Source organism: Saliphagus sp. LR7 (assembly GCF_003344565.1).
Lineage (GTDB): Archaea > Halobacteriota > Halobacteria > Halobacteriales > Natrialbaceae > Saliphagus > Saliphagus infecundisoli.
Map to the genome: position 1 here is coordinate 301,196 of NZ_QPND01000003.1, position 22,808 is coordinate 324,003.

General features: G+C 68.5%; 22 protein-coding genes. 12 read left to right on the plus strand and 10 right to left on the minus strand.

Annotated elements, in window-relative coordinates:
• Positions 1-81: 81 nt before the first annotated feature.
• Positions 82-537 carry a DUF6735 family protein gene (locus DVH23_RS06365; protein WP_232833707.1) on the minus strand — a complete coding sequence of 152 codons (456 nt, stop codon included), beginning with the start codon at positions 535-537 and terminating at the stop codon, positions 82-84.
• 57 nt (positions 538-594) lie between these two features.
• Here DVH23_RS06365 and DVH23_RS06370 point away from each other — a divergent pair, with 57 nt between their 5' ends.
• Positions 595-1,248 (plus strand): HAD family hydrolase, encoded by a 654-nt coding sequence (locus DVH23_RS06370; protein ID WP_114576598.1) that lies wholly within the window; start codon positions 595-597, stop codon positions 1,246-1,248.
• Between the two features lie 24 nt (positions 1,249-1,272).
• On the opposite strand, the gene DVH23_RS06375 is transcribed toward DVH23_RS06370, so the two are convergent.
• Positions 1,273-1,728 carry an SRPBCC domain-containing protein gene (locus DVH23_RS06375; RefSeq protein WP_114576599.1) on the minus strand — a complete coding sequence of 152 codons (456 nt, stop codon included), beginning with the start codon at positions 1,726-1,728 and terminating at the stop codon, positions 1,273-1,275.
• Positions 1,729-1,813: 85 nt separating this feature from the next.
• On the opposite strand from DVH23_RS06375, the gene DVH23_RS06380 reads away from it, so the two are divergent.
• Positions 1,814-3,073 (plus strand): Tat pathway signal protein, encoded by a 1,260-nt coding sequence (locus DVH23_RS06380; protein ID WP_114576600.1) that lies wholly within the window; start codon positions 1,814-1,816, stop codon positions 3,071-3,073.
• Positions 3,074-3,125: 52 nt separating this feature from the next.
• Complete coding sequence (locus DVH23_RS06385; protein WP_114576601.1) at positions 3,126-3,893, plus strand: NAD(P)-dependent oxidoreductase; 768 nt, start codon at positions 3,126-3,128, stop codon at positions 3,891-3,893.
• Between the two features lie 21 nt (positions 3,894-3,914).
• Here DVH23_RS06385 and DVH23_RS06390 read toward each other — a convergent pair whose 3' ends face one another.
• Positions 3,915-4,916: a glutathione S-transferase family protein gene (locus DVH23_RS06390; protein WP_114576602.1), complete on the minus strand. Its 1,002-nt coding sequence runs from the start codon at positions 4,914-4,916 to the stop codon at positions 3,915-3,917.
• A gap of 58 nt (positions 4,917-4,974) precedes the next feature.
• Complete coding sequence (locus tag DVH23_RS06395) at positions 4,975-5,958, minus strand: calcium/sodium antiporter (protein WP_342764181.1); 984 nt, start codon at positions 5,956-5,958, stop codon at positions 4,975-4,977.
• A gap of 31 nt (positions 5,959-5,989) precedes the next feature.
• Between DVH23_RS06395 and DVH23_RS06400 the strand changes: the two genes are divergently transcribed.
• Positions 5,990-7,072: a DNA methyltransferase gene (locus DVH23_RS06400; RefSeq protein ID WP_114576604.1), complete on the plus strand. Its 1,083-nt coding sequence runs from the start codon at positions 5,990-5,992 to the stop codon at positions 7,070-7,072.
• Between the two features lie 151 nt (positions 7,073-7,223).
• On the opposite strand, the gene DVH23_RS06405 is transcribed toward DVH23_RS06400, so the two are convergent.
• Both DVH23_RS06405 and DVH23_RS06410 read right to left on the minus strand, forming a co-directional pair.
• Positions 7,224-7,880 (minus strand): TrkA family potassium uptake protein, encoded by a 657-nt coding sequence (locus DVH23_RS06405; protein ID WP_114576605.1) that lies wholly within the window; start codon positions 7,878-7,880, stop codon positions 7,224-7,226.
• A gap of 49 nt (positions 7,881-7,929) precedes the next feature.
• Positions 7,930-8,130 (minus strand): hypothetical protein, encoded by a 201-nt coding sequence (locus DVH23_RS06410; protein WP_114576606.1) that lies wholly within the window; start codon positions 8,128-8,130, stop codon positions 7,930-7,932.
• Between the two features lie 82 nt (positions 8,131-8,212).
• On the opposite strand from DVH23_RS06410, the gene DVH23_RS06415 reads away from it, so the two are divergent.
• The gene (locus DVH23_RS06415) at positions 8,213-8,461 is read left to right on the plus strand and encodes a hypothetical protein (protein WP_114576607.1); all 249 of its coding nucleotides are present in this window, start codon (positions 8,213-8,215) and stop codon (positions 8,459-8,461) included.
• 4 nt (positions 8,462-8,465) lie between these two features.
• Here the strand turns inward: DVH23_RS06415 and DVH23_RS06420 are convergent, their stop codons facing one another.
• Both DVH23_RS06420 and DVH23_RS06425 read right to left on the minus strand, forming a co-directional pair.
• Positions 8,466-9,161 carry a plastocyanin/azurin family copper-binding protein gene (locus tag DVH23_RS06420; RefSeq protein ID WP_114576608.1) on the minus strand — a complete coding sequence of 232 codons (696 nt, stop codon included), beginning with the start codon at positions 9,159-9,161 and terminating at the stop codon, positions 8,466-8,468.
• Positions 9,162-9,247: 86 nt separating this feature from the next.
• Positions 9,248-11,461, minus strand: a complete 2,214-nt coding sequence (locus DVH23_RS06425; RefSeq protein ID WP_114576609.1) for a PQQ-dependent sugar dehydrogenase — start codon at positions 11,459-11,461, stop codon at positions 9,248-9,250.
• A 672-nt stretch (positions 11,462-12,133) separates the two neighbouring features.
• On the opposite strand from DVH23_RS06425, the gene DVH23_RS06435 reads away from it, so the two are divergent.
• Positions 12,134-12,910, plus strand: coding sequence for an SDR family NAD(P)-dependent oxidoreductase (locus DVH23_RS06435; RefSeq protein WP_114576611.1), 777 nt, complete (start codon positions 12,134-12,136; stop codon positions 12,908-12,910).
• A 315-nt stretch (positions 12,911-13,225) separates the two neighbouring features.
• On the opposite strand, the gene DVH23_RS06440 is transcribed toward DVH23_RS06435, so the two are convergent.
• Positions 13,226-15,295, minus strand: coding sequence for a helix-turn-helix domain-containing protein (locus DVH23_RS06440; RefSeq protein ID WP_114576612.1), 2,070 nt, complete (start codon positions 15,293-15,295; stop codon positions 13,226-13,228).
• 170 nt (positions 15,296-15,465) lie between these two features.
• On the opposite strand from DVH23_RS06440, the gene DVH23_RS06445 reads away from it, so the two are divergent.
• Positions 15,466-16,959: an alpha-N-arabinofuranosidase gene (locus tag DVH23_RS06445; RefSeq protein ID WP_114576613.1), complete on the plus strand. Its 1,494-nt coding sequence runs from the start codon at positions 15,466-15,468 to the stop codon at positions 16,957-16,959.
• 94 nt (positions 16,960-17,053) lie between these two features.
• Here the strand turns inward: DVH23_RS06445 and DVH23_RS06450 are convergent, their stop codons facing one another.
• Entirely contained in the window at positions 17,054-18,097 is a 1,044-nt protein-coding gene (locus tag DVH23_RS06450; protein WP_114576614.1) for a zinc-binding dehydrogenase, read from the minus strand.
• Positions 18,098-18,200: 103 nt separating this feature from the next.
• On the opposite strand from DVH23_RS06450, the gene DVH23_RS06455 reads away from it, so the two are divergent.
• From DVH23_RS06455 to DVH23_RS06475, 5 genes are all read left to right on the plus strand, one after another.
• The gene (locus DVH23_RS06455) at positions 18,201-18,971 is read left to right on the plus strand and encodes an SDR family NAD(P)-dependent oxidoreductase (RefSeq protein WP_114576615.1); all 771 of its coding nucleotides are present in this window, start codon (positions 18,201-18,203) and stop codon (positions 18,969-18,971) included.
• An 83-nt stretch (positions 18,972-19,054) separates the two neighbouring features.
• The gene (locus tag DVH23_RS06460) at positions 19,055-20,362 is read left to right on the plus strand and encodes an extracellular solute-binding protein (RefSeq protein WP_114576616.1); all 1,308 of its coding nucleotides are present in this window, start codon (positions 19,055-19,057) and stop codon (positions 20,360-20,362) included.
• 2 nt (positions 20,363-20,364) lie between these two features.
• Positions 20,365-21,270 (plus strand): carbohydrate ABC transporter permease, encoded by a 906-nt coding sequence (locus DVH23_RS06465; RefSeq protein ID WP_114576617.1) that lies wholly within the window; start codon positions 20,365-20,367, stop codon positions 21,268-21,270.
• The gene (locus DVH23_RS06470; protein WP_114576618.1) at positions 21,267-22,136 is read left to right on the plus strand and encodes a carbohydrate ABC transporter permease; all 870 of its coding nucleotides are present in this window, start codon (positions 21,267-21,269) and stop codon (positions 22,134-22,136) included. The genes DVH23_RS06465 and DVH23_RS06470 overlap by 4 nt, the downstream gene beginning before the upstream one ends.
• Positions 22,133-22,765, plus strand: coding sequence for a hypothetical protein (locus DVH23_RS06475; RefSeq protein WP_114576619.1), 633 nt, complete (start codon positions 22,133-22,135; stop codon positions 22,763-22,765). Before DVH23_RS06470 ends, DVH23_RS06475 begins: the two co-directional genes overlap by 4 nt.
• Positions 22,766-22,808 lie beyond the last annotated feature (43 nt).

Here is a 22,808-nt window from a genome sequence, read left to right on the forward strand (position 1 = left end):
TGGGGTTTGCGAAACCAACCGGAACTGCGGATCACGACCCATCGGACCACGATGGGCATACACCGTAACGGTTGAACGACCCTACCCGAACGTATAGCCCCTAGCGGGGTACGCCACACGGAGCCGTCCCTCGAGGTACGACTGGGCCACGCGTTCGTCGAGCAAACCTGCATCGACACAATCGCCGAGGACCGATTTCGTCGCCCGGAACCAGGTCCGGAACTCGCAGTCGGCCGCAGGGTCGACGGCGACGATCGCGCCCCGGATCGGGGGCCGGACGCACCATCCGAGCGGGCGGACGCGGTAGCTCGCGACCGCCGAGCGGACGACGAACAGCGCCTCGTAGCGCCAGGGATCCGCGTGGTCGGGAAGGACCCGATCGCCGGGGACGTCCGCGACGAGGGGATCGGTCGCCCCGGGGCCGGGCAGGGAAAGGTCCTCGCCGCCCCACCGGCTCTCCCGGAGGTCGTACCGGTCGTCCCCGCGCGCGACGGCGACAAGCGCCCTGTGGCCCATCGGGGGCGTTGGCTTCCCCATCGCATTTGAACCCCGGGTCGAAACGGTCAACTCCGTGGGGCGAGTATCCGAGGCCGGATGCGATACGACGCAGTCGTCTTCGACAACGACGGCGTACTGACGACCCCGACCGAGCGCGGGGCGCTCCGGCGGGCGATCGAGGACGCCTTCGCGGAGGTCGGTGTCGCGGACGCGACCGCCGAGGACGTCGAGACCCTGCTCGCGCCGACGGTCGAGGGCCTGGAGGGAGTCGCCGACGCCCGCGGCGTCGACCCGACCGCGCTCTGGGACGCCCGCGAGCGGGCGGCGATCGACGTCCAGGCCGAGGCGATCCGGGCCGGCCGGAAGACCCTCTACGAGGACGTCGCCGCCCTGGAGGGGCTATCGGTCCCCCGCGCGATCGTGAGCAACAACCAACACGAGACGATCGGGACGATCGTCGACCACTTCGGCCTCGAGGACTTCTCGCCCTGGTACGGCCGCGAGCCGACCATAGAGGGGATCGAGCGAAAGAAGCCCCGGCCCCACTACGTCGAGCGGGCGATCGGGGACCTGGGCGCGAAGAACCCGCTGTACGTCGGCGACAGCCGGGTCGACATCGAGGCCGCGGCGGCCTGCGGGATCGATTCTGCCTTTATCCGCCGGTCCCACCGCGAGGGCTATGCCCTCTCCCGGGCACCGACCCACGAGATCGACTCCCTCGAGGCGATCCCGTCGCTTCTCTCCCGGTAGCCCGGGCGTCGGACGGGAGCCCCCTCAGACGGTGGCGGCGCGGGCCTCGGCGCGTTCGGCAAGCGCACGATTCATCGCCTCGAAGCCGGCGCCGACGCTGTCCTCGTCGAGGACGAAGGGGACCAGTACCCCGCGAAACGTCTCGCGCTGGAGAAAGCGCGTCCGGTCGGCCTCGCCGTCTCCGCCCTCGATCGGCTCGATGTGGAACTCGTGAAAGCCGTCGAACACGAAGGGGACGAGAAGCCGGCCCCGCCACGCGAAGCGCTCGCTGGGATCGACCGCGACCACCGTCGGGGAGAACGTCATCGACCGCGAGTCCGGCGGCTCGATCCGCACCCGGAGCTCCTCGCCCTCGACCGGTCGACCCTCGATCTCGGTGACGAACGGGTTCCACTCCGGATAGGCCTCGAACTCGAGGAGCATCTCCCAGACGGTTTCGGGCGGGGCTGCGATCTCCCGGAAGCGCTCGATCCGTTTCATGTGTATCCCTCCCACCCCTGGCCCCTTCGCCCTGCCGGTCGCCCCGACCACAACCCCCTTTAGCGCTCGGGCCCGACCACCGTCCATGCCCGCACGGTCCCCCGGGATCTCCCGGCGTGCGTTCGTGCGAAGCGCCGTCGCCATCGGCGGCGCGAGCGCGCTCGCGGCGTGCCTCGACCGCGCCAGCGAGGACCTCCCCCAGGCCTCGACCGACCCCGACGCCCTCCCCGAGCGCCAGCACGCCTGGAACGAGTACCTCCCGACCGACGAACACGGCAACGACGTCGGCCTCGAACACAACGTCCTGCTGGACCTCGAGTACGTCGGCGACGACATAGAGGGCGACCGCGAGGTCGTCGAGAGCGCCCTCCGAACGGTCGAACGGGCCTACGAGCGCGGCGAGGGCGGGATCGGCTTCACGCTCGGTTACTCCCCGTCGTACTTCGGGCGGTTCGACGACGCGCTCCCCGAGTCGGTCGACCTCCCCGCCCCCGAGCGGCTGGCCCCCTTCGAGGACCCCGCGCTCGACGACAGCGACGCGCTCCTTCACCTCGCGAGCAACCACGGCCACGCCCTGATGGGAGTCGAGGAGGCCCTGAAGGGCGAACTCGACGACCTGAACGGCATCGCAGTCGAGGAGGACCTCTCGGGGGTCCTCGAGGTCGTCGGGCGCCGGTCGGGGTTCAACGGCGAGGGCCTCCCCGCCGACCACCAGGACGAGATCGCCGAAATCGCCGACGAGGAGCCGATCGACGACGACGCGCCGCTGTGGATGGGGTTCAAGTCCGGCTTCACGCACAACCAGGCGAGCGAGGATCGGGTGACGATCGAGGACGGACCGTTCGCCGGCGGGACGACCGAGCACCTCTCGAAGATCGACCTCAATCTCAGGCAGTGGTACCTCCAGGATAGCCGCGACCAGCGGGTGAGCAAGATGTTCTGTCCGGCCCACGCCGAGGAGGGCCGCGTCGAGGGCGCCGGCCAGAACCTGGGGGACTCGACGGGGATCGAGGACTGTCCGTCGGCCGAGGAGTCCGCCAGCGGGGGCGTCGTCGGCCACGCCCAGAAGGTCCACCGGGTCCGCGAGGGCGACGAACCACTCCTCCTCCGGCGGGACTTCTCCTCGAGCGACGGCGGGGAGGCCGCGACCCACTTCCTCTCGCTCCAGCGGTCGATCGCCGACTTCGTCGACACCCGCGCGGCGATGAACGGGACCGACCTCGACTCGGCGACGGGCATCCGGAACAACAACGGCATCCTCCAGTACGTCGACGTTCGGCGGCGGGCGAACTACCTCGTTCCCCCGCGGAGCCACCGTTCTCTCCCGCGACCGAACCCCGAGTAGCGAGCCGTCGCTCGCGCGCACGAGTCCTCCGCGCGGCCGTTCCAGTTCGGCCGTGACCCGAATCGCGATCACTGGCGCGGCCGGCTCCGTCGGCCGGGAGGCGATCGAGGCGTTTCCCGACCACGACCTCGCCCTCTTCACCCACAGCGAGACCGACGACCTAGAGAGCGACCTGTTGGAGATCGAAGACCGGGAGGCGTTCGCCGATGCGCTCTCGGACGCCGACGTCCTCGTCCATCTCGCGGCCAACCCCTCGCCCGACGCCGAGTGGGACGAGCTCGCGGGCCCGAACGTCGAGGGAGTTTACAACGCCTTCGAGGCCGCCCGCGAGAACGGTCTCGACCGGGTCGTCTTCGCCTCCTCGAACCACGCGGTCAACATGGAAAACGTCGCCTCGCCCGACCGGTCGGAGTCCACCGAGCAGCGCCCGAAAGCGGTCCGGCCCGACGACCCGACCGCTCCCGACACCTACTACGGCGTCACGAAGGTCGCGGGGAAGGCGATGGGCAGCTACTACGCCGCCCGCCACGGCCTCGAGGTCGTCTCCCTGCGGATCGGCTGGCTGCTCACTCCCGAGGAGTTGGCCGACAGAGTCGAGGAGAGCGACGACCCCGGCGGACGCTACGCCCGCGCGATGTGGCTCAGTCCCGCCGACTGCCGGGCCGCGATCAACGCCGCGGCGACCGCGACCCTCGAGTCGAACCCCGTCACCGCCCACGCCGTCTCGGCCAACGAGGGGCGATTCCTCTCGCTGACGGAGACGGCCCTCGAACTCGGCTACCACCCCGAGGACGACGCGGCGGCGATACTCGACGGCTGAGACGCAGTCGGGAAAGGGAGTTCAGTCGTCCGCCGGAACCAGCGCCGACGGCGGCCCGCCCGCGAGTTCGTCGCGGCCGTGGGGCGCCTCGAACTCGAGGTCCGGACCCCGCGCGACGATCCGGTTGGGAGTGACGTCGGGGTGGGTCGTGTAGTAGTGTTCCTTGATGTGGTCCATGTTCACGGTTTCGGCGATACCCGGGGTCTGGTACAGATCCCGGAGGTACGGCCAGAGGGTGTCGTAGTCCCGAATCTGGTTGGCGTTACACATGAAGTGCGTGTGATACACCTGGTCGAACCGCACCAGGGTCGTGAACATGCAGACGTCCGCCTCGGTGAGGCGGTCGCCCGCGAGATACCGCTGATCCTCGAGGACCGAATCCCAGCGATCCAGGGCCGAAAAGAGGTCGTCGATCGCCTCGTCGTACGGTTCCTGTTCGGTTGCAAAGCCCGCGCGGTAGACGCCGTTGTTGATCGGGTCGTAGATCGCCTCGATGATCTCGTCTATGTCCTCGCGGTAGCCCTCGGGGTAGAGATCGACGTCCCGCTCGGCGACGTCGCCGAACTCGGTGTCGAGCATCCGGAGCACCTCCCCGGATTCGTTGTTGACGATGGTGTCCTCCTTCCGGTCCCACAGCACGGGTACCGTTACCCGGCAGGTCGCGTCGGGGTCGGCCCGGACGTAGAGTTCCCGAAGGTAGTCGGCGCCGTGGATCGGGTCCTCGGTACAGCCCTCCTTCTCGGGGGAAAACTGCCAGCCGTCGTCGGCCCGGAAGGGATCGACGACGGAGACCGAGATCGCGTCCTCGAGACCGAGCAGCCGGCGGGCGATCAGGGTCCGGTGGGCCCACGGGCAGGCGTAGGAGACGTAGAGGTGGTAGCGCCCGGCCTCGGGCTGGAATCGTGTGTCGGGCTCGTCCCGGATCTCGTCGCGGAAGGTGGTCTCCCCGCGCTGGAACGAGCCGTCGTCGTCGGTCATCTCGTGGGCGTCGGTTCGCCACTCGCCATCGACGAGCATGTTCATACCTCCCCTCGGGACGCGAGCTATAAGGGCTCCCGGTGACCCCGGCGTCACCCGGCGGTTACCCGAGGAGGGCGTCGAGGATCCAGTAGGAAACGGCGACACAGACGAGGAGCCCGCCCTCGGGCCGAGTGAGGCGCCGTCCGGTCGCGAGCAGGGCGGTCGCGACGGCGGTCAGAGCGAGGAGGACGGCCAGCCCGAGGCGAGGGTCCGAGGCGACCGACAGCGGGTGGACGACGGCCGCGACTCCCAACACTCCGAGGAGGTTGAAGACGTTCGAGCCGACGACGTTGCCCGCGGCGATCGCGACCTCGCCCCGGCGGGCGGCGACGATCGAGGTCGCGAGTTCGGGGACGGAGGTGCCCGCGGCGACGACGGTGACGCCGATCGCCCACTCGGAGATTCCGGCCGTGCGCGCGAGGTCGGCGGCCGTCCCGACCAGGAGTTGCCCGCCGGCGACGACGAGGGCGATTCCGACGATCAGCCGGCCGAGATCGAGGAGGTCGATCCCGCCATCGCCCTCGGCCGGCGGCTCCGGGTTCGAGCCGGCCGGCGCCCGCCCGGCGGCGATCAGCCAGCCGAGGTACGCGAGCAGTCCCGCGACGAGGAGGGCGCCCTCGGCCCGACCCACCGACCCGTCCACGACGAGGACGATCGCGAGCAGGGTCGCCCCGCCCATGGCGAGGGCGTCCCGACGGACGAACGACTCGGCGACCGCGAACGGCCGGAGGAGCGCGACGCTTCCCAGGATGATGCCCAGGTTGAAGACGTTCGACCCGATGACGTTCCCGACGGAGAGTTCGGGGCGCCCCTCCATGGCGGCCTCGATGGTGACGGCGAACTCCGGGGCGGAGGTGCCAAAAGCGACGACGGTGAGCCCGACGACCAGCGGGGAGATCCCCGCGGCGGTCGCCAGCCTGCTCGCCGCCCCGACGAACCAGCGAGCGCCGAGGCCGAGCGCGCCGACCGCCGCGAGGACGGCGAGGATCGCGAGCGGATCGAGGAAGGCCATCGTCGGCACCTCGACGCCTCCACACAAAAGCACCACTTTTGTCCTCGGAAGCGAGAGGCCGGGTATGAGCGACAAGGGTGGGGAGGGAAACGGGACCGACGGTGGCGGAAGCGAGCGGCGAGGTGACGACGGTGACGAGGAGGAGGACGAACGCTACCGCCAGAGTCGCCTGGTCACCGACAGCGAGGGCGGCTTCGACGCCGACCGGGCCCGCTTGGAAGCTCTTCCGGTCGAGGACGGCGAGGTCGTCGATACCGACGACCTGGCCGACCACCAGCGATACGTCGAGGGCCGCGGGATCTACGACGAGCGCAACGCCGTCAACGACCTCACCGGCCGGGAGTGGAAGTACGCGACGAAGTCCGTACTCGCGGAGGGGTATCCTCCGGACCTCCAGCACGACCTGCGGAGCGAACACGGCGGCCAGAAACCGCCCCGTCTCTGTGCGGAGCTGATCGGCCGGTTCTCGAAAGCCGGCGACCTCGTCCTCGATCCCTTCGCTGGCGTCGGGGGCACCTTGCTGGGCGCGAGCCTCTGTGAACACGAGGGAAGCGGCCTCCGGGAGGCGATCGGGTTCGAGCGCGTCGAGCGCTGGATCGATCTCTACGGGGAGGTCCTAGAGCGCGAGAACGCCGACCGTCGCGCCCGCGGGGAGCCCCCGCTGGCCGACCAGGAGCTACGTCACGGCGACTGCCTCGAGCTCGTCGCGGAGGTCGACCGGGAGGTAGACCTCCTGCTCACGGACGTCCCCTACTGGGACATGGACGAGCGCGAGCAGACCCGGAACGAGCGCGAGACCCGCGAGAGCAAGCTGGGTGCGTTCGCCGCCGAGAGAGCTCCGGAGGAGGGGTCCGTAACGACGAAAGAAGAGTGGCTCGAGACGATGGCCGACGCCTTCGCGGCCTTCGAGGACGTCCTCGCGCCGGGCGCCCACGCGGTCGTCTTCATCGGGGACATGTACCGGGGGAGTTCCTACGAGTTCCTCTCGGCGGAGCTCGCCGAAGCGATCGACGGCGCGACGGACCTGTCGCTCGCGGCGGATCTGATCTGGTACGACCCCTCGAAGGACCTCCACGTCTACGGCTATCCCCACGCGTTCGTCCCCTCGATGGTCCACCAACACGTCCTCGTCTTCCGGGCCGGCTGACCGCGTCGCAGTTGGCGACCGTCTCTCGGGCGCCCCAAGGCGCGTGACGGCCGTCAGCGCCCCGTCTGACGCACTTTTATGATCTCCCCGGCCCGACCTCTTGGCGGGCGCGCACCGTACTTCTCTCCCATCCTTCCCTGCGCGCCTTCCCTTACCCCGCGAGCAGCGCCGCCCGGACGTCGCCGACGCGGTCGGTCTCGGCGATGACCGCGACCTCGTCGCCGGCGTCGAGTTCGGTCCCCGGAAGCGGGATCGTCAGCGGCTCGTGGGCCCGCCCGTGGGCGTAGATCCGGGCGCTCTCGGGGAGGTCGAGTTCGCTCATCCGCCGGCCGACCGCCGGCGAGCCGTCGTCGATCTCGATCACCGTCAACTGGAGGTTCGCCGCGAGGTCGGCGACGACGTTGAAATCGCCGCCGAGCATCGCGGTCTTGGCGCCCGCAGCACCGAGGCGTTCGGGGTAGATGACCTCGTCTACGTCCCGGGCGTACTGCTCGTAGATGTCCTCGCGGTAGTCCTCGTCGATTCGGAGGACTGTCCGACAGCCGTGGTGGGTCCCGACCATGCAGGCCGCGAAGTTGACGTTCAGGTCGGGGGTGAACGCGCCGATCCCGTCGGCCGTCTCGATCCCCGCCGCGAGCAGGGTGTCCTCGTCGTCGCCCCCGCCCTGGACGGTCGCGAAGCCGTCGCCCTCCGCGCGCTCGATCCGGCCGTGGTCATTGTCGACGACGACGACCCCGTGGCCCTCGCCCTCCAGGATGCGTGCCGTCCGCGATCCGACCCGCCCGTAGCCCACGATAACGAACTCCATGCCACCGGCTACGAGGTGGGGGGTGAAATACGTTGGTCCCGCGAGGGAACTACTCGTTTCGAACGTCGATCAGGCCGTCGGCGCCCGCGCGGACCTCGCCGACGGTCGCGCCGGCCAGCGCGCCGACGGCGCCGCCGGTGCTCGCGGCAGATCGGCCGAACAGCCCGCCGACGGCGGCGCCCGCCGCCGCGCCGATGGCTGCGTAACGCGCTCGAGTCAACGCACGGTCGAGTCGGAGTCTGGCTTCCATACCTCCCCATCGCCGCTCGGACGGATAAACGTGGCTTTCGGGATCGACACCGTCTCCTTTCTCGACGTCTTACTCGTCCCCGATGGGCGTCATCGACCGGATCGAAGAGGAGTACGTCGACGTGTCGACGAGCCGCCGGAGCCTGCGGGAGGTACTCGAGCTCGTCGCCGGCGCGGTCGTCCTCGTCGTCGTCGGCGGAGCGCTCGCGGGCTACCTGCTCGGCCGAGGAGCGGGGATCGCGGTCGGGGGCCTCCTCGCGGCGATCCTCGCCGTCACGGTCGTCTCCCAGGCCTACTGGGCGGCGACCGGGCGGGCGGACTACCGGGAGTAGCGGATCAGCCGTCGTCGTCGATCTCGATCGGTCCGACCATGGTCGTCGGGTGGACGATACAGACGTACTCGGCCATCTCCGCCGTGGCCTCGATCGTGAGCGTCTGCGTCTCGCCTTCTTCCTCGACGATCTCGGTGCTGTAGTCGTCGACGATCTCCCCGTCGTCGTCGTGGATCTCGATGTTGTGGGGCTGGCCGTCGGCGTTCTCCCAGACGAGGTCGTACTCGGCTCCCCCGGTCAGGACGAGCGCCGGGTTCGTCTCCCCCTCGATCGCCGCGGGCTCGACGCCCTCCCAGCCGGCGGTGAAGCCGTCCAGCACGATCTCGTCTCCCTCGGTCCACTCGCCGGTTGCGGCGCCGTCCCCGGTGCCGTCGTCCCCGTCTGCACCGTCTTCTCCCCCCTCACTGGCTCCCTCTTCGTCTTCATTGCCACTCTCCTCACCGCCACCGCCCTCGGCTCCACCGTCGGCCCCCTCCTGTTGCGTTTCGTCGTCGCTCTCCCCGTCCTCCTCGGTCGGCGTCTCCCGCTCCTCGTCCGCTCCCGTCTCTTCGTCGTCTCCCGGCTCCTCCCCCTCCTCGGGACCGGCCCCGTTACCATCGTCTCCGCTCTCGGGGGCTCCACAGCCGGCGAGGACGGCGGCGCCCGACCCCGCGATCAGCCGGAGTGCGTTCCGTCGCGATCGGCGTGTCGGTCGAGTCATTGATCCTCGAGTCGATTGCCCGTTGACGGCGTTCGATCTCCCGTTCCCGAACACGGTTCGGGGGCTCTCGCCCCCTTCTCGGGGAATCAGAACCCGTCGTCTCCGTCGTCGGTCTCGTTTTCGGTTTCGTTGGCCGTCTCGTTCCCGGTCTCGTTGCTGCCGATGGTCTCGTTGCCGGTGTCGTTCCCGACCGTCTCGTTTTCGGTTTCGTTGACAGTCTCGTTCGCGGTCTCGTTACCGATCTCCTCCGTCTCGTCTTCCGCCGTCTCGTTGTCGGTCTCGTTGGCCGTTTCCTCCTCGTCGTCCGTCTCCTCGGCCTGGGGCGTGATCGGGTTCTCTGGGGCGCCGATCTCCTCGCCCTCGTCGGCGGGGACGATCCGGAACACTTCGCCGGTCTCGCCGTCGCTGTATCGGGCGGTCGTCAGGACGTAGAGCTCGCCGTCGTTGTCCTGTCCAAAGGTGAGTACGAACCGGCTGAGTTCCTCGCCGGGCGCGTTCGCGACCGAGAGTCGGTTGATGTCCCAGAGTTCCTCCTCCGTGCGGCCCGCGATCGGCTCGTACTCCTCGACGGGCGAGTGAAACAGGTTCCCCGAGGGGGCCCCGAAGGAGTCGCTCCAGTCGCCGAAGACGTAGGTGCCCTGGAGTTCGGGGATCGTGTCGTTCTCGTAGACGTAGCCGCCGGTGATCGAGATTCCGATCGTCTCGTCGCCGACCTGGTGGGGGTACTGGATGACCGGATCGATCAGAGGCTCGCCGCCGCGGACGTCCGCCGGCGTCTCCGTGGGACACTCCTCGGGGGGGTCGTTCGGCGACTCGGTGCTGAAACACTCGATGCCCTCCCGAACGTTCCAGCCGTAGTTGCCGCCCGACTCGACGACATCGACCTCCTCGAAGAGGTTCTGGCCGACGTCGGCGACGAACAGCCGTCCGTCGCCGTCGAACGACGCCCGCCAGGGGTTGCGAAGCCCCCAGGCGAAGTACTCGTCCAGCCCCTCGTCGCTGCCGACGAAGGGGTTGTCCTCGGGGATCCCGTAGGGCTCGCCGTCGTCGCCCTCGCTATCGACGTCGATCCGGTGGATCCCGCCCAGGAGGTTCTCGGTCGTGTCCTGGCCGTTCCCGCCCGCGTTCTCTGCGTACCAGTCCTCGACGTGGCCGAACTCGTCGTCGTTGGCGCCGCCGCCGTCGCCGAGCGCCCAGTAGAGGTAGCCGTCTGGCCCGAAGAGGACGGGACCCCCGTTGTGATTGAACTGAGGTTCGGGCACCTCGAGCAGCGTTCGCTCGGAGTCCGGGTCGGCACAGTTGAAGTTCCCGGTCGCCTCGAACTCGGCGAGGACGGCGGTATGGTTGTACCCTTCGTCGTCCTCCTCGCCGTCGTCCTCCCCCTCGGTCGTTTCGTTGTCGGTTTCGTTATCGACCGTCTCGTTGTCGTCGGTGTCCTCCTCAAGGAGGTCATCGCCGGCGTCGATTCCCGTCCCATCACGGAGCGGCGCACTGTAGTAGACGAACAGGCGCCGGTTGTCCCGGTACTCCGGATGGAACGCCATCCCCAGCAGTCCCCGCTCGTCGAACCCGCCGCCCGTCGCGGCGCCGACGTCGACCATCCGGTCCGAGAGATCGAGGAAGAGCTCGCTGGTCCCGTCCTCGACGACGTAGATCTGGCCCGGCTGATCCAGGACGTAGTAGCGGTCGTCCTCGCCGGGCGCGACCTCGAAGCCGACCGGCGAGACGAACCCCTCGGCGACGCGCTCGAGCCCGACCGTCGGCCCCTCGCCGATGATCTCCGTCGCGTCCTCCGCGACGTCCTCCCCGTCCGTCTCGTTGGTTTCGTTGGTTTCGTTCGCGGCCCCATTGTTGGCGTCGTCCTCGCCGATCTCGATCGAACCGCGCATCGTCGTCGGATGGACCGAGCAGTAGTACTCGGCCATCTCCGCCGTGGCCTCGAACTCGAGGCTCAACGTCTCGCCCTCTGCGTCCATGATCTCGGTCCCGACGATCTCCTCGCCCGCGTCGTCGAGGATCACGAGGTCGTGGGGGAGGCCGTCGACGTTCTCCCACGTGATCGTATACGTCTCCCCGGGGGAAAGCGAGAGCGTCGGGTTCGTCTCGCCCGCGATGTCCTCGGGCGACCGGCCCTCCCAGCCGGCGGTGAGACCGCCGAGTTCGATCTCGCCTCCTTCGAGCTCCTGGGCGGTCCCGGTGGCGGCCAGTCCCGCAGCGATCCCGGTGCCGGCGGTCGCCTTCAGGAAGGTCCGGCGCGACGGTCGGTCGATCGACGGCGGCGTGCGGTGGTTCGCTGTCATGTCTCCGATCCGTCCTCGTCACTGGGCGGCATAACTCGTGGTCGCCGTTTCGAGCGGTAACGGGACTTTGGGGCTCGAGACGGTCGGATACGACCGATTACTCGAGGGCCGTCCTCGGGGTGCCCCGACGACCGCCGCGCTCCGGTCCGACGTGGCTCGCCGGTCTCAGCAATCCTATCGAATTCGAATACAGAAATGGATTCGAATAGTTCTGCCCAGTTTCATCGAAGAAACCGCGCTCGAGGGGCGCCGGCCTCGAAGGGGCGGGTCGTCTCCCGACCGGTGGCGGTCCGCGCCGGATCGAACCGTCCGGAACCCCGAATGCTTTCGATTTCGAACCCGAATTCAGACTCGGGACGCGCACCCTTCGACGGCCGATTCCCACGATCTGGGTCCCGAAGGGCGTTCGAGCGTGTTGTTCGGAGGAGGTTGGCGTAGTACATCAGTAAGTATATACTAATTCGATAAAGACGTACTTCTGATAACCGGTCGCTGTCGGCGTGACGGGTTCGCCGGTCGAGCGGTCGCGTTCCCTGCGGACTAGAACGGGCCGACGGGTATCGGGCCGGTCGTCGGGCCGCTCGCCCATACGCGAGGGATACCGGACGGGCGGACAGGCCGAACCACTACCTCAGGGAAAACGACTATCCCGACGGGTGTTGAACGCCCGCCATGGACACCGATCTCTCCGATCGCGTCGCGCTCGTGACCGGCGCCGGACGGGGCAACGGACGGGCGATCGCACGCTCGCTGGCCGACCACGGCGCCAGCGTCGCGGTCAACGATCTCGAGGACGGACCCGCCGAGGAGACGGTCGAACTGATCTCCGAGGCGGGCGGCACCGCCGCGGCGTTCGCCGCCGACGTGAGCGAGGCCGACGCCGTCGATTCGATGGCCGAGGACGTCCGCGAGGAGTTGGGACCGGTCGATATCCTCGTCAACAACGCCGGGATCGGGGCGGCAGGGCCGTTCCTCGAGAACGACGACACCTCGCTGTTCGGGGAGAACCTCGACGTCCACCTCTGGGGGTCGATCAACTGCATCGACGCCGTCGCCGACGAGATGGCCGAGGCGGGCTACGGCAAGATCGTGAACGTGACCTCGATCCACACGAAAAACGGCGTCGGGATGTCCCCCGAGTACGACGTCGGGAAGTACAGCCTTCTCGGACTGACGAAGTCACTGGCCCTCGAGCTGGGCCGGGAGGGCGTCCGGGTCAACGCCGTCGCGCCGGGCTGGGTGAACACGCGGATGACCGACGACTTCACCGCAGAGACCCACGAACAGATCCGGGAGCTGAACCCCCTCGGTCGGTACGCAGAGCCCGAGGAGATCGCCGACGCGGTCACGTTCCTTTCCTCGCCGGCCAGCGACTACGTCAACGGCCACGAGCTCCGCGTCGACGGCGGCCAGGTCCCGATCGACAGCTGGAAGCACGACAACCGGTAGCCGGCACCGGGAGTGTCGACCGCTTCCGGCCGGGAGGGCGCCGGCAGCGGGTTCCTCGAGACCACTGTTATACCGACGACGAGCGACGGGTCTCCCCCCGCCGGGCCACCGGTGGGACCCCTTCCGAGGTGATCCGCATCCGTGGTCGCCCGACGTGCCGGAAGTCGTTTCTCAATGAGGGACGAAACGACGAACGCGACCGGTATTACAGCCGTATGGGCGTCACGTAGCCGTCGGGCACGTCGGAGAGACGCCGACGGATCCGGGAAAGCCGTCGGTATCGGGGTGTTTCTCAATGAGATACGAGCCGATAGATCACCGATTCAGGAGGTCGATCTCGATCGACTTGCCGGTCGAGACCAGCAGCGGAACGACGTCCTCCTCGAGGCGCCGCGAGTCGACGCCGAACTCGGGGCCGGCGACCTCGATCGCGGCGATCGCGCGGTCCTCGCCGTCCCGGATCGGGACGGCGACCCGGCGGAGGCGTTCGTCGACGCGCTGTTGGCCCGCTCCGTGGCGCGTTCCCTCGAGCATCCCCGCGCTGTACTCCAGGCGGTTCGTCGTCTTCCGGTCGACGACGACCCGGTTGTCCCGGGCTCGCTCCAGTTCGGTCCGGAGGCTCCGGCGATCGACCTCGGCGCCGGCCGCCTCGAGGATCCCCTCGACGCGGTCGTCGGGCAGGTACGAGAGGATGGCCTTGCCGCCGGTCGAGAGGTGGACCGGGAGCCGGTGGCCCGGCTCGATCCCGCCGGGGCCGCCCTCGCCCGTCGTCTGGAGGTAGACGGCGTCACCCGCCTCGCAGACGAGCAGCGACACCGTCTCGCCGATCCGTTCGGCGAGGGTCTCGATGCGCGGGCGGGCGATCTCGTTGATCTCGTACCGCGAGAGGACCCGCTGTCCGAACCGGAAGAATCGAAGCGACGTCGCGTACTGCCCGTCCTCGTTCGTCACGAACCCGAGGTGGCGGAGCGTGTCGAGGTACTTGTAGACCGAGCTCTTTGCGATCCCCGTCCGGCCGGCGAGTTCGGTGACGCCGATCGGCCCCTCCCGTTCGACGGCCTCGAGCAGCTCGAAGGTCTTCACGATCGACTTGACGTGGTGTGGTTCCGCGTCCTCGCCGGAGGGTCGCTCCGGGAACCCCCTCCCCTCGCGGTCGGGCCGACTGGCGGGGCCGCTCGAGCCGGACGATCGCTCCTCGCCGGCGATGTCGGCGGGTTCGAAGAGCGTCTCCAGGGGTTCCCGGGCGTACCTGATCTCGGTCTTGCCGTGGGCTGCGTACGTCGAGGTACACTGGAGGAGATGGTCGCCGACGGGAACGAGTGGCGTCGTCCAGGCGACCGACCGGTGGCCGGTCTCGAGTTCGTCGGCGAACGAGAGCGGGGCCCGAACGGGTGTCCAGGGCCCCTCGCCCGAGAGATCGTCGGTCGCGAGCAGGACGCTCCCGCTCCCTTCGACGGCGTTCCGGTGGCGGTTCCGGAGGGTCTTTCCCGCGGCGACCAGCCGACCGCCGGCGCCGTCGGGCACCCACGTCACGTACGGCCCCTCGTTGAGCTGGAGCCCGTCGTCGGTTCTGACCGGGGCACCGAGGTCGTCGGGTTCGCCCCAATCGCGTCCGTTAGGCGAGGTCTTCAGGAAGACGCCACCGCCGTGGGTCGGGCCGTCGACGTGGAACGCGAGGACGTACCCTCCGGTCGGCAGCCGTTCGACGACCGGCCGTCCGGGCCGGGACTCGCCGTCGTCGATCGCCGCGTCGATGGACTGAGGGCCCCAGCTCCGGCCGCCGTCCTCGCTGACGCGATGGCCGACGAGCTGGTCGTAGCCCTTCCCCGAGTGGCGCTCGTCCGAGAAGTAACAGACGAGGTTTCCGTCGGCGTCGACCCCCAGTTCGGGGTCCCAGACCGGCGACTCCCCGCGACCCGGCACGGCCCGCCCGCCGGCGGCGACCGTACTGACGTAGGTCCAGCTCCGGCCGCCGTCCTCGCTCGCGTAGAGGTCGATACTCGTCTCCGAGCGGTCGGCCGGAATCGCGTTGCCCGCCGCGAGGACGGTTCCGGTCTCCCAGGCCTCCAGGCGCTCGGGAACTTCGAACAGCACCGGCTGGTATCGAAGCCCCCAACCGTGCTGGGTGTCGCGGAGCTCTGCGAACTCGTTCCAGGTCCGGCCGCCGTCGGTGCTCCGGTAGATCGGGAAGAACGGCTCCTCGGTCCCGTCGCTCCCGGTCGTCTCGTAGCACTCGAAGGTGGCAAGCAGCGTCTCCGGGTCGTCGTGGTCGAGCCGAACGACCGTCGGGTACATCGCGCCGGGGACCGGCGCCCACTCCGGCGGGCCGTACAACACCTCGCCCTCGCGGTCGGGACGGTCGCCAGCGTCCGTCCCCCCGCTCATCGCCCTCCCGTCCGGGGCCGATCGGTCGAGTACCTCGGGGGCCGCCGTCGGACGTCCCGGTTCGTGCGTGCGTGGGCCATGGCCTCGGTTCGAGGCCGACGGCCTTATCCTTGCGGCTCGCCCGCCGGAACCCGACCATTTATGATCGGTGTGGGGAAACGGTAGTCCACATGTCGGACGCAGAGTTCACGGTGCATACCGACGCGACGATCGGACGGATCGACCCCGAGACCCACGGCCACTTCTCGGAGCACCTCGGGCGGTGTATCTACGAGGGGATCTGGGAGGCCGACGAGGCCGACGGCGAGGGCGTCCGCGAGGACGTCAAGGAACTGCTCGCCGACCTCGAGATCCCCGTCCTCCGGTGGCCCGGGGGCTGTTTCGCCGACGACTACCACTGGGAGGACGGCGTCGGACCCAAAGACGAGCGCCCGCGCCGGCGCAACCTCTTCTGGGCGCAGGGTCCCGAGGAGCTTCCCGAAGAATCGAACGCCTTCGGCACCGACGAGTTCCTCCAGTTCTGCGAGGACGTCGGCACCGAACCCTATCTGGCGGCGAACGTCGGCTCGGGCGATCCCCAGGAAGCGGCGAACTGGGTCGAGTACTGCAACTACGACGGCGACACCGAACTCGCCGACCGCCGGCGCGAGAACGGCCACGACGACCCCTACGAGGTGAAGTACTGGGGCCTGGGCAACGAGAACTGGGGCTGTGGCGGCCGGATGAGTCCCGAGCAGTACGCCCGCGAGTACCGCCGCTTTGCGACCTACGTCGGCACCCAGTCGGGGCTCATGTTGGATCACGACCTCGAGCTCATCGCGTGTGGGTTCGAGGACCACGAGTGGAACCGTCGGTTCTTGGAGGAGGTCTCGAAGTCCGCGTGGGGTGCGGACTTCCCGCTCGATCACCTCACCTTCCATCACTACTACGGGCGGACGATGAGCGTCGCCGAAGCCGACGAGGACGATTTCGACTCGTTCCTCGCGGGCGCCCTCGAGATGGACGACCACATCACCCGGATCGCGGGCGCGATCAACGCGGTCGCGACGACGCGGGACATCGGCGTGATCATCGACGAGTGGGGCGCCTGGCACACGGAAGCCGTCTCCGAGAACGGGCTCGAACAACCCGGCACCGCACTCGACGCCCTGTCGGCGGCGGTGGTCCTCGACGTGTTCAACGATCACAGCGACGTCGTGACGATGACGAACATCGCCCAGACGATCAACGTCCTCCAGTGTCTCGTCGAGACCGACGCCGAGGAGGCGTGGGCCCGCCCGACCTACCACGTCTTCGACGCCTATGCCCCCCACAAGGGCAACGAGGGTGTCCGCACGACCGTCGACACCCCCTCGCGCGAACTCGAGGACGACGAGGAACTCCCGCTGGTCGGCGGGTCGGCCTCGACCGGCGACGACGGCACGTTCGTCACCCTCACCAACCGCGACTGCCGGGAGGACCACACGGTGACGGTCTCTCTCGAGGGAACCGATCCCGAAGCCGTCGAGGGCCAACTCCTCTTCGGCGACCAAGACCCCAAGGCGGAGGTCAGCAAGGACAACGCCGCCGAGTTCGAACCCGCGGATCTCGACGCCGACCTCGACGGAGGTACCGTAACGGTCGAGCTGCCGGCAGCGTCGGTCGCGACGCTCTCGCTGTCGTAATCCCATCGTTTCCGTTTCGTGTTCACGTCTGCCAGCGATCGCTGTGTCGGAGGCGGCGTTCCGTGTGAGAAGAACCGGAGAACGGACGGACCGATCAGGCGTGAAGTTCAGAGACGTCGAACCGGGGTTTACACGTTTGGCCGGCGACGAACGCCTCGAAGGCGTCGTCCGCCTCCAGAAGCGAGAAGCGGTCGTCGACGAAGCTGTCGGTGTCGACGGTGCCCGAATCGATCATGCGAAGCGAGCGCTCGAAGTCCTCGTACATCGAGGCGTACGAACACTGGAGGTCGATCTCCCCTCGCACGAGCGGCGAGTACGGCATCGTGGTCTCGCCGGTCTGGCCGACGAGGACGATCTGGCCACCCTTGCGGACCTCGTCGACGGCCATCGTCAGCCCCGAGGGATGACCCGTCGTGTCGAAGACGACGTCGTAGCCGACGCCGTCGGTGCGCTCCTCGCGGATCGCGTCGAGGTCTGCCTCCTCGACGTTGATCGTGTCGAAGCCCAACTCCTCTGCGAGGGGAAGGCGGTACTCCGCGTCCTGGCCGACGCCCGCGACGGCGACGTCGCCGCCCTGAGCGCGGGCGATCTGGGCGGTGAGTTGGCCGATCGGGCCGGGACCCGCCACGAGCACGCGGTCGCCGGGACTCGTCCGGGAGTTCTGGATGACCGCACGGGCACCGATGCTCGTGGGCTCGACGATGGCGGCGTCCGCGAGCGCGAGGCCGTCGGGGATCGGATGGAGCGCGCCTTCGGGAACGGCGACGAACTGGGTGTACGCGCCGTGGTGATCGACGCCGGTGATGGTCGAGTTCCGACAGACGTTCTCCTCGCCGATCCGACACTGGTAACACTCCCCACAGCCCCGGATCGGGCGTTCGACGACGCGGTCGCCGACCTCGTACTCGGCCACGTCGGTGCCGGTTTCGACGACCGTTCCCGCGTACTCGTGGCCGATGATCGTCGGCAGTTCCATCCGTTCGAAGGCCGATTCGAACTCGTAGATGCCGGCGTCGCTGCCACAGAGGCCGGCGTAGGCGACCTCGACGAGCGCCTCGCCCGGTCCGGGCTCGGGACGGTCGACGTCGATCAGTTCCATCGCGCCCTCGGTACGGTCGGTCTTGGCGAGTCCGCGCATGTGCCCCGGTCCGTACGCGAGGGTTATAGCTTCGGTGGATCCCCCATCGTCGTGACCCGCGGAGGACCCGAACGTTCTTTTCGACCCCGATGAATGCCCGCGTATGGAGGACTATACTCACACGCCGGTGTCGGTCGCGGGAAAGCGAATCGTGGTCGTCGGCGGCACGAGCGGGCTGGGACGGGCGATGTCGGTCGGCTACGCCGCCGACGGCGCCGACGTGATCGCCTCGAGCCGGGGCGCGGACGCCGTCTCCGAGACCGCCGATCTCATCGAGAGCCACGGCGCAGACACCACGCGCGTGACCTGTGACGTCACCGACGGCGACTCCCTGGAGGAGCTCCGGGAGACGGCCGAGGCGGAACTCGGCGGGATCGACGCCGTCGTCGCCTCCCAGGGGGCGATCAGCCGGAAAGCCCTTCTGGATATCGAGGACGACGACTGGGAGTTCGTCACGAGCGTCGCCCTCGACGGCGTCCGGCGGGTGACCCAGACGTTCGCGCCCGCGATGGGGGAAGGGGCCATCATCAACATCTCGTCGCTGACCGCGCGGCTCGCGATGGCCGACCTCCCGGCCTACACCGCAGCGAAAGGCGGCGTCGAGGCGCTGACCCGCGCGTCGGCGAAGGAACTCGCGCCCGAGATCCGGGTGAACGCGATCGCGCCCGGCTTCTTCATCACGCCCCAGAACGAGGACACGTACGCCGAGGGAACCGAGAAACGGCGGACGATCGACGAGCGGACGCCGCTGGGCCGGGTCGGCGACCGCGAGGAGCTGGTCGGGGCGGCGATCTACCTCGCCAGCGACGCCGCCTCGTTCGTCACGGGAGAGGTGCTGACCGTCGACGGCGGGTTCGCCGACAGCGCGCTCTGAGCCGGCGCGAATCCTGTGGCGTGTTCGCGTGGGCCGTGTTCCATCGCAACGTATATACGTTCATGTTTAATTGGTGTGCTCGTATGCCACCGGACGAGATCGGGGAGCGGATCGGGCTTCCCCCAGACACGACCGATCGCTGCCGGGTGAGCCGCCGCGGACTCCTTCAGGCCGGCGGCGCCGCCGGCCTCGCCGGCCTCGCCGGCTGTACGGGGTACGTCGGCAGCGCCCAGGAGGGAATCGAGTACTGGACGCTGTTCGGCGGCGGCGACGGCGCAACCATGGAGTCGATGGTGGACGGGATAAACGAGAGCGGCGAGTACGACCTCCAGGTCAACCGCCAGCGGGTCCCGTGGGACGAACACTACAGCCGGCTCTACACCTCGATGGTCGGCGGCAATCCCCCCGATGTCGCGGTGATGCACTCCCGAATGATGATGGTCTATCAGGACAGTCTCGTCCCCGTGACCGACGAAATCGGGACCGACCCCTACCTCGAGGAGTTCGCCCAGGGCGGGGTCGTCGACGGCGAACAGCTCGCCGTCCCCCTCGATACACACCCGTTCGGACTCTACTACAACAAGGAGATCTTCGAGGAGGTCGGGCTCGATCCGGAGGAGCCGCCGAACACGCCCGAACGCTTCGCCGAGGCCGCACGCACCATCGCCGAGAACACCGACTACTGGGCCTTTGACTACCCGGGGGGAGTAAACGGCGCCGAGACGATGCGGATGATGGTACACGGGCTCGGCGGCCAGCTCATCACCGAGGAGTACGAGCCCGCCATCGACACCGAAAGCGGGAGGGCCGTCGTCCAGGAGATGTACGACTGGGTCCACGAACACGAGTGGGCACCCACCGATCCCGACACCGGCTGGAACGCCTGGAACCGGGGTGAGGTCGGGATGAAGATCGAGGGCACGTGGCACATCAGCGTCGTCCGCGAGGCCGGGTTCGAGTTCGGCATGGCCGAGCCGTTCGTCATGCCCGGCGCCGACGACCCCGTGACGGTCGGGGACAGCCACATGCTGATCATCCCCGAGAGCGAGGAACGCGGCCAGGAAGGACTCGAGGACGCGATCGAGTTCATCCGGCTGCTCACCCAGGAGTTCAACGCCAGGTGGGGGTACGACGCCGGCCACCTCCCTGCGAGCCAGGCGGCCATCGAGAGCGACCAGCTCCGCGACTCGGACACCTGGGATAAGACCCTCGAGACGTTCTACGGGATGGTCGACTCCGGACAGTACATCCGTCCGCCCGCGACGCCGAACGTCCAGGAGTACATGGAGGCGATCTACCAGCCCTTAGACGACATGCGAACGGGCAACATCACGCCCGAGGAGGCCATCGAGACGGCCACGACGGGCGTCAGGAGGACGTTCGATCAGTAACTATGGCAGGATCAACCCAATCGAACGAGGAGTCGGGACGCATCGACCTCACCCGGTCTGCGACCCGGGAGTGGATCGCGGGAACGACGTTCGCGATCCCGTATCTGGTGACCGCGCTCCTGTTCCTGTTCGGTCCGCTCGCGATTGCACTCTACATGAGCGTCCACGACTGGAACGCCCTCGCGCCGGCCCAGTCGCAGTTCGTCGGCCTTGAGAACTACCGGACGCTGGTCGGGGACCCCGACTTCTGGACGGCGCTGCGAAACACCGTCTACTTCGTCGTGCTCACGGTGCCGCCGATCATCGTCGGCTCCCTGCTTCTGGCCCTCGGGGTCAACCGCGACGTGCGGGGCAAGTGGCTGTTGCGGACGATCTTCTTCAGCCCGTACGTGCTGACGGTCGCGGTCGTCGGCCTGCTGTGGACGGAGATCTTCAACGCCTCGGGGCTCGTCGCCTACTACATCGGCGGGGGCAACTGGCTGACCTCCTACGATCTCGCGATGCCCGCGATCGCCATCGCGACGGTCTGGTGGCAACTCGCCTTCAACTTCATCATCCTGCTGGCCGCCCGCCAGAACGTCTCCGACCGGCTGTACGAGGCGGCGAAACTCGACGGCGCGAGCACCTGGCGGATGATGCGCGACATCACGATCCCGCAGATGCGAAATCCGTTAGTGTTCGTCGTGATCGTGACGTTCGTCGGCTCCTTTCAGGTGTTCGGCCAGCCCTACATCATGACCGACGGGGGCCCCTCCAGCTCGACGACGACGGTCGTCCTCTACCTCTACGAGACGGCCTTTACCAGCCGGCAGTTCGGCTACGCCGCCGCCGTCGGCTACGTCCTCTTCATGATCCTGATCGCCATCTCGGCGACCAACTACTACTTCCTCGCGGGTGATAGACGATGAGTACCGATACACGCGGCGGCCTGCTCGACGGCGTCTCGCTCACGAACACCCGACTGCGGACCATCGCGCTGTACGTCGGTCTGTACGGAACGGCCGCGCTGTTCTTGATCCCCTACTGGTACATGTTCGCGACGTCCTTTATGACTCGCGAGCTGGTCTACTCGGAAACGCCCTACCTGATCCCCTGGGAGGTGACGACCTACTGGTACCAGTACCTGATCGACAACTCCCTGATCGGGATGTGGACGGTCAACACGCTCATCCTGGCGGGGGTCACGACGCTGTTCGTGATCGTGGTCGACGCGATGATCGCCTACTCGCTGACCCGCCTCGAGTGGCCCGGCCGCCGGGTCATCTTCGGGGTCATCGTGGCCAGCTTCATGGTGCCGGGGATCATCAACCTCGTTCCGGTCTACATCATCGCGAGCGAACTCGGGCTGGTCAACTCGGTGTGGGGCGTGGTGCTTCCCAGCGCCGCCAACCCGCTGGGGGTCTTCATGCTCGTCCAGTTCTTCAAGGACATCCCCGAGGAACTCGAGGAGGCAGCACGCCTCGACGGGTTCTCGCGCCTGCGGGTGTTCAGCCACATCGTCCTGCCGCTGATGCGTTCGCCGCTTGCGGCACTCGGGCTGTTCATCTTCATCTGGACGTGGAACTCCTTCGTCTGGCCCCTGCTGATCTTCCAGCGCGAGACGATGTACACGCTCCCGATCGGGCTGGTGACCCTCCAGGACAACCTCGGGGTCACCGAGCCCGGCGTCATCATGACCTCGGCGGTCATCGCGTCGGTGCCGTTGCTCCTGGTCTTTCTGGTGATGCAAAAACAGCTCGTCCAGGCGGTCGAAATGCAGGGGACGACGAAATGACGGGGGCGGAACTCGACCCGATGTACGCCTCCCTCCGGCGGACGACCCGCCTGACCTGGGAGAACCTCCCCGCGGTGGTCGCGATCAGCGTCGGCTGGTTCCTCGCGGCCCTGCCGGTCGTCACGATCGGTCCGGCGACCGTCGGCGCCTACCGCGCCGTCCTGTCGCTTCGCGAGAACGGCCGCGTCGACCGGCCGGCGGTCCTCGCGACCGTCCGGGGCCAGTTCGTCCACGCGACGCTGCTGGGGCTCGTCCCGGTCGTGTTGGTCGCGCTCGCGGCGAACTACGCGCTCGCCTACCTCGCGAGCGGGACGGTCGCGACGGGCCTGCTCGCGCTGGGCTGTGGCTACGCCGGGCTGTACGCCTGGCTCGTCTCGATCCCGACGCTGCTCGGACTGGCCGAGGGGAAATCGGCGCTCGCGGCCGTCCGGGAGGGCTACCTCTGGACGGCCCGCCACGCGGTCGGCGCGGCCGCACTCGGCACCGTGACGGTCGCGCTGTTCGCGTTCACGTCGGTCCTGATGGTCGCCGTGGCCCTGCTGTTCGCGGGCGTCGCCGGCGCGCTCCACGTCGAGTTCGTCGCGACAGTCTCCGGGACCGACTCCCTCGAGGGAGGTGTCCGACAGTGACCGGTGATCGGACGAGCGGCCACGCATGGACTCCCCGAACGCG